Annotated in this window: 5 protein-coding genes; 2 read left to right on the forward strand and 3 right to left on the reverse strand. The window is 68.5% G+C overall.

Annotation, left to right across the window (positions count from 1 at the left end):
- Positions 1 to 85 precede the first annotated feature (85 nt).
- Complete coding sequence (locus tag OHA30_RS03085) at positions 86 to 3,355, reverse strand: LamG-like jellyroll fold domain-containing protein (RefSeq protein WP_328912233.1); 3,270 nt, start codon at positions 3,353 to 3,355, stop codon at positions 86 to 88.
- A gap of 709 nt (positions 3,356 to 4,064) precedes the next feature.
- Here OHA30_RS03085 and OHA30_RS03090 point away from each other — a divergent pair.
- The gene (locus tag OHA30_RS03090) at positions 4,065 to 4,583 is read left to right on the forward strand and encodes an NUDIX domain-containing protein (protein ID WP_405785874.1); all 519 of its coding nucleotides are present in this window, start codon (positions 4,065 to 4,067) and stop codon (positions 4,581 to 4,583) included.
- 77 nt (positions 4,584 to 4,660) lie between these two features.
- On the opposite strand, the gene OHA30_RS03095 is transcribed toward OHA30_RS03090, so the two are convergent.
- Positions 4,661 to 6,649, reverse strand: a complete 1,989-nt coding sequence (locus OHA30_RS03095; RefSeq protein WP_328912234.1) for an Ig-like domain repeat protein — start codon at positions 6,647 to 6,649, stop codon at positions 4,661 to 4,663.
- A gap of 255 nt (positions 6,650 to 6,904) precedes the next feature.
- Positions 6,905 to 11,074, reverse strand: coding sequence for an FG-GAP-like repeat-containing protein (locus OHA30_RS03100; RefSeq protein WP_328912235.1), 4,170 nt, complete (start codon positions 11,072 to 11,074; stop codon positions 6,905 to 6,907).
- Between the two features lie 598 nt (positions 11,075 to 11,672).
- Between OHA30_RS03100 and OHA30_RS03105 the strand changes: the two genes are divergently transcribed.
- Positions 11,673 to 18,455 carry a polymorphic toxin-type HINT domain-containing protein gene (locus OHA30_RS03105; protein WP_328912236.1) on the forward strand — a complete coding sequence of 2,261 codons (6,783 nt, stop codon included), beginning with the start codon at positions 11,673 to 11,675 and terminating at the stop codon, positions 18,453 to 18,455.
- Positions 18,456 to 18,466 lie beyond the last annotated feature (11 nt).

Raw genomic sequence — 18,466 nt, forward strand, 5'->3', positions numbered from 1 at the left:
CCGTCCCCACCCCAATGCTGCCCATCACCGAACTCCGCATCTCGTATTCGTACGAAAATGGCTCACGCCGTGTCGCAGGCTCTCGTCACTCGTCAGGGAACGCGGGCGGCGGCTCCTCTGAGTTGAACAGCGTTACGACGTCCTGCCAGGAGACCAGGCCGGTCCACACACGGGCCTTGGCGACCATCCCCTTGACCGGATCGCCGTAGGCGCCGGTGTTGGTACGTCCACGGCCGATCGAGAACGTGCCGGTCGCCTGCCACGACGAGGTGAAGTCGGTCCCGCCGCCCGTGTCGGAGCCGTTTGGGTCGTCACCGGTCGCGTCCGAGGGCTGAGCGTTCACATACAGCTGCAGACGGCCGTTCGCCGCGTCGTACACGCCCGTCAGCATCGTCCACTGCCCGACGACCGCGGGTCTACCGGCCGTCACATTCCCCGGGGATGTCGTGGTGGTCGCCGCTGTCGTATCGGCCGAGGTACGGCCGAACACCCAGTGACCGTCCGACTGACCCGCCGCCTGGGTGTACCAGAGGCCCCAGGAGTCGCGGGTGGTGCCCGACTGCCCGGCGATCCGCATCGTGTGCGCGGTGCTGGTGTTGGCCAGGGCATCCGGATCGAGATACACCCACACCGACACCGTGAAGTCACCCTGGGAGTCGACGATCGGGCCGGGCACCGACACATACGAAGCGGCGGTGCCGTCCAGGCTGAGCACGTTGCCCATCGAGCCTTCGAGGTCGTCCGTCCAGGTGGCGCCGGAGCCGAGGGTGCCCGCGTGACCGTAGCCGGAGGAGTCGGCGGCCGTGCCGCCGGACGACTCGTTCAGCTCCCAGTCCGACACCAGGGCCGGACGGGCCAGGCCCGTTGCCGGATCGGTCATGTCCTGAATGCCGGCGACCTCGTCAGGCGACAGGATGCGGTTCCACAGCTGGACTTCGTCGATCTGGCCGGGGAAGTAGTCGGTGAAGCTGGTGCTGAGCTGTCCGCGGCCGATCTGCATGGCGCCGGTGGCCGCCCAAGGGGTGGTGAACGCCACCGGATTACCCTGCGGCAGCCCGTTGACGTACAGCTGGATGGTCTGGGCCTGCGCGTCGTACACCCCCAGCAGATGCGTCCACGCGCCCACGGCCGGACTGGTCGTGGCGACCGAGCGGACGATCGTCGGTGACGCCACATCGGAGGTGTACCGGTTGAAGATCCACTTCTGGTACGCCGTGGAGTAGTACAGCGCGTACGCGGAGCCATTCACACCGGCCTGGGCGGCCACCACCGCGTTGTGGGATGTGCCGGTCAGCCGGGCCCACGCCGAGACCGTGAACGACTTCGAGGTGTCCAGGCCCGGAGACGCGACCGACGCGTAACTCGCGGTGCCATCCGTGGCCAGGGCCTTACCCGTGCGGGCCCGGTCCGACCAGGCCGCGCCCGTGGACAGCGACGCCGGATGAGTGCCGGCGGAATCAGCCGCGCTCGCGCCCGTGCCCTCGTCGAACGCCCAGTGGTCGACCGCCGGTGCCCCCGGAGCGACCCGGAAGAAGTACGTCACGCCCACCGAGGTGGCTCCCGCCGAGTTCTCGGTCTCCACCGTCAGCGCGTTCAGCCCCAGCGCGTTCGGCGACAGCGTCACCGCCGTACTCGCGGTCGGTGACGAGAACGACTTCGTCACCAGAGCCCCGCCGTTCAGGGTGTACGTGTACTTCACCACGTTCGGTGAACCGGCGGTCAGAGTGAAAGCTCCCGGCGCGCCCACCCCGCCGTGCGCCGTGCACGTGTCCGGATCGTCCGCGCTCGCGCACTCCGGATAGGCGGTCGAGGTCACCGTGGGCGGGAGGACCTTGCTGGTGTCGATGTGGAAGGCGCACACCCCGGTGGTCGTCCACCCCGAATACATCGACGCCGTCACGCCCTTGAACGTGTACTTGTACTCCGTGCGTGCCCGGAACCAGTACGTCTGGCCGTTCTGCAGCGTCGGTGTCTTCCAAGTACCGGCCGTGCCCGACGCAGTCCACGCCGACGAACTGCCCGAGGCCACCTTGGGGTCGGGAATGTCCGGGTCGAAGCGGTACAGCTCGAAGTTCGAGCGCAACGTCGCCTGCGAGCCGTCCGCCGACTTCGGCGTCGCGGTCAGGGTCGGCGTCAGCGAACGGATGTTCGTCGCGAGACCGGAGCGCGGGCCGCAGGCCACATTCGGGTCGGACAGTTTCAGCGCGGTCGGTGTCGCGGGCGCCGAGACATAGGTCACCGACAGGGTCGGCTTGGTGTCCGACGGGGACGCGAACTGCTTCCACGCGATGGGGTCCGACTCGTCCGAAGCCCGCAGCCCCACGGTGGTGGTCGTCCCGTCCTGGATCGCGTGGGTCGCGTCGAACTCGACGTTCCCGCCCGGACAGGACGAGGACCAGCCCTTCGCCACGGTGACCGTGTCGACCTTGGTCTTCCAACTGGGCTGCTTGTTCCACGTCGAGGACGACGAGATCGCGCCGGTGCTCCACAAGTCAACGGGTTTGGCCGTGCAGTTCGCCGACCAGATCTCCTCGGCGGTGAACGTCGCCTGCAGGACCTTCTTGCCATCCACCACATGCGTGTCGAACTGGTAAAGCGAGCGGACCTTCTTGTTGTCGACGCTCGCCTCGTAGCCGACGCCCAGGCTGTGGGTGGTCTTCCAGAAGGAGGTCGACGCCATACTCGCGTTCGACCACAGGGCGGTCCATCCCGCCAGTGACGAACTGGTGGTCTGCGGGTCCAGCACCACCGGGTACACCGTCGCCGGATCGGTCAGGAAGTCCTGGTCCGGTGTGACCGTCATCGCCGTAGCGGTGATGTCCACATCCATCACCGACGTCTTCGAGCCCGGCCCTGGCCCGACCTCCGTGTCCGCCGGCCCGAACATCCGCTCCGTCGCGGGCTCACCGCCCGTACCGCCGCTGTCGCTGTCCCACGCCAGCGCCGCGCCCGTCGAGAACACCGGGCGGCCCTGGTCGTCGACCAATACCGCCCCGCCCGACGCTTGGCCGCGCACGTCCAGTCCCTGGAGGGACACCGGGAACCGCAGGCTCGCCAACTCCGGGTTCTGAGCGGCCTCGCGGCTTTTGACCACCACGTTCTCCGTGAAGCCGTCCGGGACCGCCGTCACCAGCAGATCCACGTCCGGCAGCACCGACTCGTAGGTCGCCACCGAACCCGAGACCGTCGGTACCGGAAGGGTCCACGGTGCGGAGACGCTGTACGACGTGCCGTTCCGAGACACGGTTGCCAGCGGCGCGGACGCACCGCCACCGGAGAACGTCACGTCAGCGGCGGCGGCCTTCGGCCGCACCGAACCGTCGGCCAGCACCTGAAGCGTGGTGTCGAGGGGCACCCACGAACCGTCCTGACGGGCCCTCACCGGCACCGTGTCGACGTCCAGCTGAAACGTTCCTTCAGGCAATGCCGTCACGAGCTGAGTCGGTGTCGTCTCCGAAGCCACTACGACGGGGCTGCCCGAGTCGGCCGCCTGCTGCGACGCCTCGGCCTCCGGTGACAGTCCGGCAGCGGCCCGGGGGCCTGAAGAGGTGTCAGCCGCGGCCGCCTGAGCCCCGGCCATCACCAAAGGCTGCACGAGCAGCGCCCCCGCCGCCAGCCAAGCCGCGTACGCAGGCAGACGCCTGCCCCCACCAGTCCCCATCCCAGCCCCCACCCAGAGGTAACACACGGTGAACAGATCACACCGTGCAGTTAGCGCTGCATCCTTGCAGTCAAAAAGCAAAGCACATCCAATCGATTCACCATGCTTTGGCAAAGCTGCCCAGTCGAGTGGAACCCAGAGGCGAAATAGCCCGTCATGGCGAGATCAATTCCCTGTTCCGGTCTTTACCTGACTTATAGTGATGAATCCACAGATGACCGTGCCACCGCAGGCCAGCACAATCTGCACCACAATCGCCCGACCGAACACCAGCGGTTACGGAACCAGTTACTCCGTATATACCGGCAGGCCCTACGGACCGCCGCCCGCGCGCCCGCGTTCCGACACACCGGCTGGGGCTGCGGCCGCGCGGGCGCCGCACCAGCCCGGCAGACTTGGCGGCGTGGCGAGCAAACACAGCGCCGGCATCCTGCTCTTCCGCGGGAACCCCGGCACGGATGACGACACGGCCCCGACCCCCACCGACGGCACCCTTGAAGTGCTGCTCGGCCACATGGGCGGACCCTTCTGGGCCCGGCGCGACGCGGGTGCGTGGAGCGTGGTCAAGGGCGAGTACGAGCCGGACGAGCCCGCGCTGAGTGCCGCCCGGCGCGAATTCCGCGAGGAACTCGGTCTCCCCGTGCCCGACGGCGAACTGGTCCCGCTCGGCGACGTCCGCCAGTCCGGCGGCAAGGTCGTCACCGTCTGGGCGCTGCTCGGCGACCTCGACCCCGCCCTCGCCGTCCCCGGCACGTTCACCATGGAGTGGCCGAACGGTTCCGGCAGACTCCAGGAGTTCCCGGAGATCGACCGGGCGGCCTGGCTCCCCCTCGACGAGGCCCGCAAGAAGATCGTGAAGGGCCAGCGCCCCTTCCTCGACCGCCTGACCGAGCACCTGGCGGACCACCGCGCCGCCGACTGACGCCGAAACGCGAACAGGGCAGGCCCCCGCCCTCGCGGAAAGCCTGCCCTGTCCCCCACCCGTAACTACATCGCGCGCTACTTCGTGAAGTAGATGTACTTCCACGCCCCGTACGTCGTGGAGTTCACCGTGTCCCCCGAGGACCCGTTGATGTACGCCGCCCGCATGCGCGCGCGGATTCCGGCGCCGCCCTTGCCGGGCCCCTCCAGACGGACGACCGACTTCCCCTTCGTGTTCAGCGCGAAGTACTCCGACGCGGTCGTGTACCACTTGCCCTGGGAGTAGACCTGGAGGTCGAGCCGCTGTTGGCGGCCCTTGTAGTACGTCATGGTCGTGGTCAGCACCGGGTCGCTGGTCTGGTGGAACCAGTAGTACTTCGTGGAGCCGATCTTGCCCGTCTTGTAGTGCTTGGAGACGGCCAAGGAGACCTTGACCTTGGCGTACGCCGTGGACTTGACGGTCTTCGACGCGGACCGCGCGTCGCCCGAGAAGACGGCCGAGACGGCGGTGTCCCGCGTCATGGACACGGTTACCGACAGATTGCCCTTGGAGTTGACCTTGCCGGACTTGATCAGCTTCTTGGGCTTGTCACCGCCGAAGGGATCGGCGTAGATCGCGACCGTACGGTTCTTGTAGGTGGAGCCGAGGTGCGCGGTGAAGGAGACGTGCGTGCCGTACGCGTAGAGCTTGCCGTTGCGGTTCAGCGTGAGCTTGGTCGCGTTGCGCGAGACGGCCACGCTGTCGGAGGCCGACACCTTGACGTGCGCCGCGTCGCCCGCGTACGTCACCGTGTACTTCACGGTGCCGCCGTCCGGCGGGGTGTCGGTGAAGGAGTACGCGCCGCCCGCCGCGGTCTTCACCGCCGGCAGCGCCTTGCCCTTGGGCGAGTCGATGTCCGTACGGGTCACGGTCAGCGGCGTGCCCGCGGGCAGGGCCTTGGCCGAGGTCAGCTTGCCGGTGACGGTGAGCTTCTTGGCCCGGGTCGCCTTGGCGGGGGCGCTGACGGTGAGCTTGGGCAGGTACTTGGTGGGGTCGGTGAAGGTCCGCAGCGAATACACGCCCTCGCTGTTCACCGAGACGGCGAAGACCCGGCTGCCGTCGGGGGCCCAGGCCAGCGCGCCGTCGACCTGGGTGTCGCCGCCGCTGCTGTTGCCCGTGTTGGGGTAGTCGTACTCACGGACGGCAGTGGTGGAGTCCTGCTCGTAGATGTGCAGGTCCGGGGCATACCAGGACGACGTGGCCGCCGCGACGACGCCCTTGGGGCTGATGTCGACCGAGCTTCCGTAGTCACCGGACGGGTACTGGAGGAGCTTGTGCAGGTCAGTGGTGGAGAACACCGGGTGGTGGTACGGATACCCGCTGGCGGTCACCACTTCGGTGCCGTCGGGCGACACGTCGAGGTCGCGCAGATTGTCCCCCTCGTTGCCCAGGTCGGACTGGACCCGTAGCTCCGCGCTGCCCGAGGACACGTCGTAGACGGCCAGCGTGCCGCCCTCGCGCTGGCCGAGGGCGATCACGGAGGCGGCCGGATCGGAGCCGATCAGCGGCGTACGGGTCCAGGACCGGCCGCCCTCCTGCTCAAGCGTGACGACCGGCTCGGGCCCGGACAGGTCGAGCGAGCCCAGGTGGCCGACGGACCCCTCGGCGTAGCCGAACCACAGCTTCCCGCCGGCCTCGCCGAGCGTCTGCGGGTTGTCGGCGCCGATCGGGTAACTCGCGCTCAGGGCGTACGTGGTGGTGTTGACGGCCACGATCCGGTCGGAGCCGGCGACCGCGGCGTAGACCTTGCCGGAGTCGGCCGACAGCGCCAGGCCGTCCACGCCCCGCAGATCGAGCAGGGTCTTCTGCACCGTGCCGGAGTAGTCGGTGACGACCAGTCGGCCGCCGGAGGGGTCGGAGATGTAGACCCGCTGGTGGACCCCGTCGACCAGCACATCGCCCGCGGAGCTGAGCGAGAGGGTCTTGGCGGAGTCGGCGACGGCCGGTGCCGTCGAGACCGCGACGAGCGCGGCCGAGCTGAAAACGACCGCGAGCGAGGTCGCGGCGGCGAGGGTGCGCGTACGCACGGTGGTGATTACCCCCCAAGGTAATGCCGCGTCGATTCACCCGCGACGAGCGGGGGCGGCGGTCGTCAGCCTATGTCACACCTGTGACAGCCGTGGAGGGGGTTTCCCGGCCTCCGGGAGGCGGCCGATTCCCACAGGCCGCGCAACTCCCCTGTACGACAAGGCCGTTCAGTCCCCCACCGTCCATACGGGCAAGGGGGTGCCCCGGCGGGCGGACGCCTGCCGGGGCACCTTGGGTGACGATGTGTCAGTCCGTCAGTTGTAGGGGGCGATCATGGTGACGTTGCCGAAGGTCCAGTTGCCGGGGGTGGTCGACCAGCCCTTGGTGTAGCCGTTGAAGGAGCCCGACGCGTCGGACTTGGCGGTCCAGGTGAGCATGCGGACCGAGCCGTCCTCGTAGCCGTACATGGCGGCCAGATCGTCCTTGCCGTCACCGTTGAAGTCACCGGTGACGATCTTCATGTGCTGGTAGTAGATGTCCCCGGCGACGGTGGTCCACGACTGGACCGGGGTGTTGAAGCCACCGGAGCCGTCGGACTTGGCAGTCGCGGTGTGCGTCGCGTCGTGGCCGTCGGCGTAGTCGTACCAGAAGACGATGTCGTCCTTGCCGTCGCCGTCGAAGTCGCCCGCCTGCGGATACGTGCGGCTGAACGAACCCCACGTGGCGCTGGTCCACGAGGATTTGGGGGCCTGGAAGCCGCCGTCCGGGTTGGTCAGGAAGCTGAACATCGTGACATGGCCGTCGCTGTAACCGTAGAGCGCGGCGACGTCGTCGCGGCCGTCACCGTTGAAGTCACCGGTGACGAACTTCATGTGTTCCGCGTACCAACTGCCCGCGAGCGAACTGTAGGAGGAGAAGGGGGCGTTGAAGCCGCCCTGGACATTGGCGGTGAAGGTGTACAGGGCGTCGTGGCCGTCGGCGAAGTCGTACCAGGCGGCGAGGTCGTCGCGGCCGTCGCCGTTGAAGTCGCCCGATTCCAGGTGCACATGCTCGAAGTACCACTGACCCGCCGGGACGCTCCAGGACGGCTGCGGCGTCTTGAATCCGCCGCTGCCGTTGTTCAGCGCGGTGAAGAGCTTCACCGACCCGTCGCTGTAGCCGTAGAGCACGGCCGCGTCGCCCAGTCCGTCACCGTTGAAGTCACCGGTGACGAACTTCATGTGTTCCGCGTACCAACTGCCCGCGAGCGAACTGTAGGAGGAGAACGGCGTGGTGAGCGTCCCGTCGGAGGCGGCGGGGAAGGTGTGCGTCCCGTCGTGGCCGTCGGCGAAGTCGTACCAGTCGGCCATGTCGCTGCGGCCGTCGCCGGTGTAGTCGTGCCGTACCGCGGTCCCGCTGCTCCACAGCGACTGGCCCTTGACGTTGTAGACGACGAGGCTCCCGCGGTCCTGGAGCAGCGCGTAGCCGCCCGCCTGCCGGGTGTTGGAGGCCCACAGCGCGGTGCTGCCGTCGGCCTTGTAGAGCACGAAGTTGCCGTCCGGCTGCATCACGGCGGTGGCGCCCGGGTTGCCGCTCGTACCGGTGGACCACAGGGTGGAGCCGCTGTTGTTGGTGATGACGAGATTGCCGTCGGACCGCAGGGTGAGCTTGGCCGAGCGCGAGGTGAAGCTCGCACCGGAGGTCAGCGTGGTGCCCGCGGGGATACGGGTGCCGCCGACGATGCCGTCGATGCTGAACGAGGTCTGGTAGCCGGTGAGAGCGCCGCCGGTGTAGATCCCGGCCCAGCCCACCATCGTGTTGTCGGTCTTGCGTGCCCACAGGTCGGGCAGGCCGTCGCCGTTGACGTCGGCCGCGCCGAGTACGGCGTAGGCGGAGGTCAGTCCGCCGCCGACCTTCACCCGGTTGCCGGGATCGCCCCAGGTGGCGGGGTTGACGACGCCCGGCTGCTCGCCGGGCTTGCCGTAGGCGCGCAAGAGATCGCCGCTGGCCTTGTCGCGCATCAGCAGATCGGGCAGGCCGTCGCCGTTGACATCGCCAGGGGCGACGATCGTGTACTTGTTCCAGTCGGCGCCGCCGACGAGGACGGGGTCGCCGTGGATGTCGAGGCGTTTGGTGGCGCGGTCGCCGTAGTAGGCCCACAGCAGGGTGCCCTCCTTGACCAGGAGGTCGGGGGCGCCGTCGCCGTTGAGGTCGCCGGGGGCGATGATCTGGTCGGCGTCGTGCCAGTGGTCGTCACCCGTGGCGCAGCCGTCGGGGTTGTCGTCGGTGGGTGCGGTGACGGCCGGGCAGGCGACGGTCAGCGGCTGCTTGCCGCCGTCGACCCCGGCGTCCGTGGCGATGCCGGAGCCGTTGTTGGGGTACTCCCAGAGGTTCTTGGCGGTGCCGGTGGCGTTGGGCTGGAGGGTGATCAGGTCGTTGTAGCCGTCCTGTCCCCAGTCGCCGCGCGAGCCTACCTGGGCACCGTCGAAGGACTGGCCGCCGTTGGTCGCGGCGGAGAACTGGCTGTCGCCCTGGCCCGCGTAGGTGAGCAGGGTGCCGTTGGAGTCGACGTTCCAGATGTCGTCGTTGCCGTCGCCGTTGAGGTCACCGGGGACGTCCCGGACCCCCGAACCGGCCGCGTAGTAGATGTACGCAGCGGTGTCGGAGCGGTTGCCGACCGCGTCGACGCTGAACGCGTAGACGAAGTGCGGGCCGAAGCCGGGCGGTGTGACCCGGACGGTCGCGGTGCCGCCGGCCGCCACGTGTACGTAGTTCACCTGCGGGTCGTAGTCGGTGTACCAGCCGTACTCACTCGCGTCGGTGACCCCGTTGGCGGCGAGGGTGAAGTCGGCGGCGGTACGGGCCTTGCCGGTCGTGGTGGGCCAGCCGTTGTCGCCGGGTGGGAAGACGGTGGAGCTGATCAGTGGTGGCCGGGCGGGGCGGGTGCGGTCGACGGTGAAGGTGCAGGTCGCCGACCAGGGCGAGGTGGCGTTCATCGCGTCGGTCGCGTTGGCCTTCCAGGTGTACGTGCCGGTGGGCAGGCTGCTGTCGGGCACGACCAGGGTGGCCACCCGCCCCCTGAGCGCGGGGACGGTGGTGTTGACGACCGCGGTGGCGGACCCTGCCGGGAAGACCTGGAAGCGGGCGGTGAGGTTGCCGGCGTCCCGGTCGTCGACCGTCGCGTGCAGACTGACCGTGGTGTTGCCGATCAGCCCGCCGGCGCCGCAGGAGGTCCTGGGGTTGGTACCCGGGTCGGCGGGAGCGGTGGGAGCGTGGTTGTAGGTGGTCTCCAGGACGGCGGTCTTGGGGTCGAACTTCTTCCACCCGTAGGTGTCGGACTCGTCCGCGGCGTACAGGCCCAGGGTGACACTCGCGTTGGCATGGGCTGCGGCGTCCCTGATCCTGGGGGTGAGGTCGAATTCGAGGTTGCCGGCCGGGCAGGCGCTGCCCCAGCCCTTGGACTGGTCGACCGTGGCCAGCGGGGAGGAGCCGATCTTGCCCGGCTGGTTGTTCCAGGTGGTGCGGGAGGTGATCGGCCCGGTCTGCCAGAGCTGCACCGGGCGTGCCTGGCACGACCACGACCAGGTGTTCTTGATCCGGAACGTCGAGGAGATCACCCCGGCGTTCTCGATGTTCGAGATGTCCCACTGGAAGAACGACCGCGACAGCCCGTTCGTCTCCGCCTCGTACCCCACCCGGGCGACCTCGTTGGCGTTCCAGAAGGACGTCGTGGGGTACTTCTTGTAGACCCGCGTCCAGTTCTGCCGCTTGCCCCACGCCCACGACGGATCGATGTACACCGGATACTGAGTGCTGCTGCCGGTCAGCAGGGCCTGGTCCGGGGTGATCGACAAAGTGCTGCCGCTGACCGACGTGGCCATCTGCGCGTCCCGCGCACCCGGCGGCGGCTCGAACACACCACCCGCATCACCCGCGGCGAGCAGGGTCCCGGCCGGTGCGGCACGCGAAACCCCGCCCGCCCCGGCCGGCTTGTCCCCCCTGGCCGACTTGGCGGCGGCCGTGCCGGTCGTGCCGCTGGTCTGCGTGGTGGAGTCCCACATCAGCGGCGTCGGACTGGTGAACACCGTCTGCCCCGCCGGATCCGTCGCCGTGATACTGCCCGTATCCGCATCCGAAGCCACCGACAGCCCCACCGTACTCATCGTGTACCGCAACGTCGCCAGCGCCGGATTCCGCGCAGCGGCGGCCGACTTCACCACGATCAGCTGCGAGAACCCCTCCACCTCCGCCTTCAGCCGCACATCCACACCCGGCAGGACATTCGCGTACGTCGCCACATTCCCCTCCAGCACCGGAACCGGCAACGGCGACGGCCACGACAGCGTCAGCGTCCGCCCGTCCTTCACCCCCGACAGCAGCGGACCCGTACCCCCACCCGAAAACACCACCGCCACCGACACCGCCCGCGGCACCACACTCCCGTCCCCCGCGAACACCAACGACGGATCCGCCGCCACCCACACCCCACCCCGGAACACCCGCACCGGCGAACCGTAACGCCGCACCGCGAACGAACCATCCGGATCCGCCCACTCATCCGACAACTCCGTCCGCGCCGACACCACCTCCACCGCCACACCCGACGACCGCGCCTCCCCCAACGCCCGGTCCTCCTCCGACACCGACCCGTCATCCACCCCCGAAGACCCGGCCACGGAGCGGGAACCACTGTCCCTGACCGTGGCCGAATCGAAAGGGCGCGGGGCGGCGGAAGCCACGGAAAGAGGGATCAGTCCCGCGCTCCCGATGACGGCGGCCATCGCCACGGCAATACCGTGCATATACCTTCGCGGAGGCGGCCCGCCACGCCTTATTTGGAACATTACATTCCTTTTCTTCGTCGGACATTTTGACGGAACTCTATACGGCGAAGCGAACCGCAGTCAGCGACCAAAGAGGGTATCTACGCAGGTGACAGCGGCACCCACCCTCAGACGACCGGACCCGTCGTACGTCGTACGCCGGGTGCGGACGCCATTCTTTCCCGGAACTTTTGCCCCGAAACGCCCCCTTGACGAAGGGCGCCCCGACCGGTTATCGCGCGGGCGGTGACCGGTACTACGACCGAGGATTCACAAAGAAATGGCGAATTTTTCGGCTCTGGTGACCGCGCGGCAGCAGTTGTTAAAGTCCGGCCCTCATTGCAATGACGGCAAGGGGTGGGGTGTCGGCGTGGGCTGGTTCGGTGTGCGGTCGGTGGCGGTGTCGGCGGTGGTCGCGGTCGCGGTGACCCTGCTGCCGGCGGTGGGGGTCGCCGACGCGGTCCCGGGGCTGTCGCTGCCGGGGGTGAGACAGCCGAAGGCCGTGCCGGTGAAGCCGCTGGCCATCGGCGGCAGAAAACGCCCCAACGCGGCGGCCACGCACTGGAAAGCGCCCAAGGTCAGCTGGCCGGGCGCGGGACACGCCGACATCAGCCCGGCCGGATCGGCCGTTCGGGCGGGGTCGTTGCCGGTACGGGTGGCCGCCTCGGGGGCCGCGCCACGGGCCGGAGCGTCACGGCCGTCAGCTGTACGCGTGACTGTGGCCGATCACGCCGCGGCCCAACGCGCGGGCGTCGACGGCCTGTTGCTGTCGGTCGGCCGCACGGACGGGGTGAAGCAGCCCGGTCCCGTACGGGTACAGGTCGACTACGCGTCCTTCCGCGGTGCTTACGGCGGTGACTGGGCCTCCCGGCTGCGCCTGGTGCGACTGCCGGCGTGCGCGCTGACCACCCCGGAGGAAGCCGCCTGCCAGGTCGCCACCCCGGTGGAGACCACCAACGACACCACGGCGTCCACCCTTTCGGCTCAGGTCACCGCCGCCGCTTCGGGGGCCACGGTGCTCGCGGCGGAGTCGGGCGCGTCGGGCTCCTCGGGTACGTACACGGCGACGTCGTTGCAGCCGTCGGGTTCGTGGAGCGCCGGGGACTCGACGGGGGCGTTCAGCTGGTCGTACCCGATGTCCGCCCCGGCGGTGCCGGGCGGGCTCCAGCCGTCGGTGTCGCTGGGCTACAACTCGCAAGGCGTGGACGGCCAGACCTCGGCGTCGAACAATCAGCCGTCGTGGATCGGTGACGGCTGGGCGTACGAGCCGGGGTTCGTCGAGCGGCGCTACAAGTCCTGTGACGACGACAAGACCGGCGGGACGAACACCACCAAGGTCGGCGATCTGTGCTGGTACAACGACAACGCCACCCTCTCGCTCGGCGGGAAGTCCACCGAACTCGTCCATGACGCCACCACCGGCTGGCACCCGGCCGACGACTCCGGCGAGAAGGTCGAAAAGCTCACCGGCGCCGTCAACGGCGACAACGACGGCGAGTACTGGAAGATCACCACCACCGACGGCACCCAGTACTACTTCGGTCTCAACCGCCTCCCCGGCTGGACCGGTTCCACCACGCCGGAGACCAACTCCGCCTGGACCGAACCCGTCTTCGGCAACCAGACCGGCGAGCCCTGCTACAACTCCTCCTTCGCCGCCGCCTGGTGCCAGCAGGCCTGGCGCTGGCAACTCGACTACGTCACCGACGTCCACGGCAACGCCATGGCCTACTACTGGAACAAGGAGACCAACAACTACGGCCGCGACGTCAACGCCACCACCGGCGCGTCGACCGTCACGCCGTACACCCGCGGCGGCTACCTCGACCACATCGACTACGGACTGCGCTCCAACGCCGTCTACGCCGGAAAAGCCATGGGCAAAGTGCTCTTCGGCACCTCCGAGCGCTGCCTGACCGGCTGCGACACCTTCGACACCGCACACGCCGCCAACTGGCCCGACACACCCGTCGACCAGAACTGCAAGGACGGCGCCACCAAGTGCGCCGACCAGTACTCGCCCACGTTCTGGTCCCGCAAGCGGCTGACCCTGGTGACGACGCAGGTACTGACCGGCGGCGCGTACAAGAACGTCGACTCCTGGAAGCTGGACCAGGGCTTCCCGCCGGCCGGCGACGGCATTTCCACTCCGCTGTGGCTCAACTCCGTCACCCGGGGATCGGTGAACTCCGCGGGAACGTTCACCGCGCTGCTTCCCCCGGTCACCTTCAGCGGTGAGCAGTTGGCCAACCGTGTCGACAAGACCGGTGACGCGCTGGCTCCGTTCGTCCGGCTGCGGATGTCGCAGATCACCACCGAGACCGGCGGCACCATCGGCGTCTACTACAACGACCCCGGCTGCACGGCGACTTCACTGCCCACCGCCGACGCCGACAACACCACCACCTGCTACCCGGTCAAATGGCCCTACGAAGGCGACACCGCCAAGCTCGACTGGTTCAACTCCTACCCGGTCAAGCAGGTCGTGGAGAGCGACAACCTCGCGGCCACCCCCGACAAGGTCACCTCGTACGCCTACGTCGGCGGCGCCGCCTGGGCCAAATCGACGGACGAGTTCAGCAAGGCGGACGACCGTACGTATTCGGTGCAGCGCGGCTACGGGCTGGTGCAGACCCGTACGGGGGCCGGGCTCGATCCGCTGACGCTCGGCGAGACCCGCTACTTCCGGGGTGTCGACGGCGCCGCGGTCAAGGACTCCGCGGGCGTGGCGGTCACCGACCGGGAGCAATTCGCCGGAATGGTACGGGAGTCGGCGACCTACAACGGGGACGACGCCGCCAAGCTCGTGTCGGCGACCTCGTACACGCCGTGGCGGTCCGCGGCGACCGCGACCCGCACCCGTACGGGCCTGCCCGACCTGGTCGCTTACCACACCGGGACATCCGACGAGCAGACCCGTACCACCGTGACCGGTGGCACCCGGACCACATCGGTGCACAGCACCTTCGACTCCTACGGCATGGTGTCGACGTCCTCGTCCACCGGGGACACCGCCAAGTCCGGCGACGAGTCCTGCACGACCACCACCTACACCCGCAACACCACGAGTTGGCTGCTGGACCTGGTCGCCGAGACCCGGACCACCGACCGGACCTGCGATGTCACACCGGCTCTGCCGGCCGACCTCAACGCCGACACCCGTACGTACTACGACGGCGCGACATCGGTCACGGCCGCGCCGACCAAGGGTGATGTCACCAAGGTCGAGCAGATCAAGGGCTCGGGGTCGGGCTACGACCAGGTGAGCGCCGTGCCGGCCGGCGAATTCGACCTCTACGGCCGTCCGCTCTCCGTGGCCGATGCCTTCGGGAAGACCACCACGACCGTCTACACCCCCACCACCGGCGAGGTCCCGACCAAGGCGGTGGTGACCAACCCGCTGGGCCAGACGGTGACGACGACCCTGGACCCGTTGCGCGGCCAGCCGTTGACCGTCACCGACGCCAACAGCCGTGTCACGACGACGACTTATGACGCCCTGGGCCGCGTCACCCAGGTGTGGACACCGGCCCGCGCGCAGTCCGCGTACCCGACGACACCGAGCTGCACGTTCGGCTACACCATCCGCAACGACGGCCCGGTCGTCGTCACCACCAAGGCCCTCAACTACCAGGAGGTCTACCAGCCCTCCTACGCCTTCTACGACGGGATGCTGCGGCCGTACCAGACGCAGGCGCCCTCCCCCGACGGCTCCGGACGGCTGGTCACCGAGACGCTGTACGACACGCGCGGCCTCGCCTGGCGCACCTCGGGCACCTACTACGCGGACGGCTCCCCGGAGGCGGTCCCCGTCACCGGCCAGGAGCTGCACTACCCGGCCTCCACCGACACGGCGTACGACGGCGCCGGCCGGGTGGTGTCGGTGACCGCCAAGAAGTTCGGTGACCCCGCCGAAGTTACGACGAGTACGTACACCGGGGACAGTGTGACGGTGGTGCCGCCGCCGGGCGGGACGGCCACGACGACGGTGCTGGACGCGCTGGGCCGCACCACGGAGTTGAAGGAGTACACCAACGCCGCCCGCACGTCGTCGCAGTCCACACTCTCGGCGTACGACGCGCACGGGCGACTCGCGCAGGTCACCGACCCGACGGGCGCGAAGTGGACCTACACCTACGACACCCGCGGCCGGCAGATCACCGCGAACGACCCCGACAAGGGCCCGGCCTCCGTGGCCTACGACGCGGGTGACCGGGTCACGGACACGACCGACGCGCGGGGTTACCGTCTGCACAGCGACTACGACGCCCTGGGCCGTCCGACTCAGCTCACCTCCACCTATCAGGGCACGACGACGACGCTGTCGGCCTGGACGTACGACACGGCGACCGGCGGTGTGGGGCAGCCGGCGAAGTCGACGCAGTACGTCGACGGGCAGCCGTACACCAGCGAGGTCACCTCCTACAGCAGTCTCTATCTGCCGGCGGCTTCCCGGGTGACGATCCCGGGTACGGTCGCGCCGGCGGGGACCTACGCGTGGACCACCGCGTACTACTTCACCGGCCAGGTCAAGTGGACCCGGCAGCCCGCGATCGGCGGACTCCCGCAGGAGGACGTCACCCCGCTCTACACCTCCGGTTCGGCCTTGCCGGTGACGCTGGCGGCGGGCTCGGACCCGGTCGTGTCCAACACCGTCTACGACCACTACGGGCGGGACGCGCGGGAGGAGTTCGGCGCCTTCAATCAGAAGGTCTATACGTCGTACGAGTATGACGACCACACCGGCGCGCTGACCGACCAGATCACCGACCGCGACACCGCACCCCAACGCATCGACGCCGCCCACTACACCTACGACCAGGCCGGAAACGTCACCTCGATCGGCGACACCACCGGACAGGACGCCGGCGCGGTCACCGACACCCAGTGCTTCGGCACCGACGCGCTGCGCCGCGTGACGCAGGCGTGGACGCTCAACGGCGGCAGCCACTGCGCCGACGGGCCCTCCGCCGCGACCGTGGGAGGCCCGGACGCGTACTGGACGTCGTACAGCTACGACCCGGTCGGCAACCGCACCACCGAGACCCAGCACGCCACGACCGCAGGACCCGCCGCCGACACCACCCGGACGTACGCGGCCCCCGACACCGGCACGCACGACCTGCCGCGCGTCACGCAGACCGGCAGCAACCCGCACACCGACACCTACACGTACGACGCGGACGGCAACACCACGACGCGGACGCTGGGTTCCGCCCCGCAGCAGTCCCTGGCGTGGGACCCGCAGGGCCACCTGGCCTCGGTCACGCAGGGCACCACCACGCTCGCGTCCTACACCTACGACACCGCCGGCAACCGGCTGACCTCGACGGACGCCACCGGCACGACGCTCTACCTCCCCGGCGGCAACGAACTCCTCCTCAAGCCCGACGGCACGCTCACCGGCACGCGCTACTACGACTTCAACGGCAAGACCGTGGCCCTCCGTTCGGGCGGGAAGATCGTCTACCTGGTCTCCGACCCGCACGGAACGGCGACGACGCAGATCGACGCGGCGACGCAGGCGGTCACACGCCGGAAGACCACGATCTTCGGCGCCACACGCGGAAGCTCGACCACGGGCTGGCAGGGAACGAAGGGCTTCGTCGGCGGCACAACGAACGCGGCCACCGGTCTCACCCACCTCGGCGCGCGCGAGTACGACCCGTCGACCGGCCGCTTCATCTCGGTGGACCCGGTGCTGGACCTGACCAACCCCCAGCAGATGAACGGCTACACCTACGCCAACGCCAACCCCGTCACCTACGCCGACCCCAGCGGTCTGCGCCCGCTCGCCACCGACTCCCTCTACGACGAGGACGCGTACAACAAGAAGAACAACGCCTTCTGGACCAACACCTCCAAGGGCGGCTGGACCTACAACCAAGTGCACAGCAGGACGGACGACCGCGACACCTGGGTGGCCGTCGTCAGCATTCCCACCCATGGGCAGACCAGCATTACCGTCGCCCACTTCCGGGCAAAGCCCAAGCCGCCGCCTTCCATTACCCGTCAGACCTGGAATTTCTTCAAATCTGCCGGAAAGCAGACTCTCAAGGTATTCAATCCTGCCTCTCTTCTCAGCGCCAGTGAAATGGTGCTCGGTCTGATGGCCACCGAGGTCGGCGTGGGCGGTGACCTCCTGGGTGGTACCGCATGTGCGACGGGCGCATTGTGCCTGGTCGGCGCGCCCGCCGTCTTCGCCAGCAGTACCCTCGCCGCAGCCGGTGTCACCCTCCTCGGCAAGGGCGCCAACGACCTCATCAACTCCGAGCGCACCGCGCTCTCCGATTCGTCGGAGGGCAGCAGTGCCTGCAGTTTCACTCCGGACACGCGCGTCCTGATGTCCGGTGGGAAGACGAAGCGGATAGAAGACATCAAGAAGGGTGACGATGTCGAGGCCGCGGACCCCGACAACGGAAAGCACAAAGGCCCGCGCAAAGTCACGGCCACACACGTCAACCATGACTCCGACCTTGCCGATGTCACGATCCGCGACAGCTCCGGCCGCACGAGCACGATCCGCACCACGTCGCTCCACCGGTTCTGGGACGACACCACCCACACCTGGGTACGGGCCGGCGCCCTGGTCCCCGGTCACTCGCTGATCACGGCGACCGGCCGGCATGTGTCCGTCGCCGCGACGTACCCCCTCCCTGCGCCGGCCGCCGACATGTACAACCTGACCGTCGACGACCTCCACACGTACTATGTCCTCGCCGGCACCACGCCGATATTGGTTCACAATACGGGGCAATGCCCGAACGGGGTTGCGGATTCCTGGAACGAGGGCACTTTTGACTCGCCCGAGGACAGTTTCCAATACCACTACAACAAGCACGGCGCACCGGCGAACGTCACGCCAGAACAGTACTTGCAGGACTCAAACAATTGGGCACAACGACTGACCAAGCCGGGAGGAAAGGCCGGCTTGAACGCAAAGAGGATGCCGTTTGACAATGGTCAGTTCGGCGTGAAGTACTCAGATCCCCATGGAGGCGCGGGTGGGATCATCGGTCCGGATGGAAAGGTTGTCTCCTTCTGGTACGCCGATGCCTACTAGAAGCAGGGAAT

The organism is Streptomyces sp. NBC_00223 (genome assembly GCF_036199905.1).
In the GTDB taxonomy this organism is placed as follows: domain Bacteria; phylum Actinomycetota; class Actinomycetes; order Streptomycetales; family Streptomycetaceae; genus Actinacidiphila.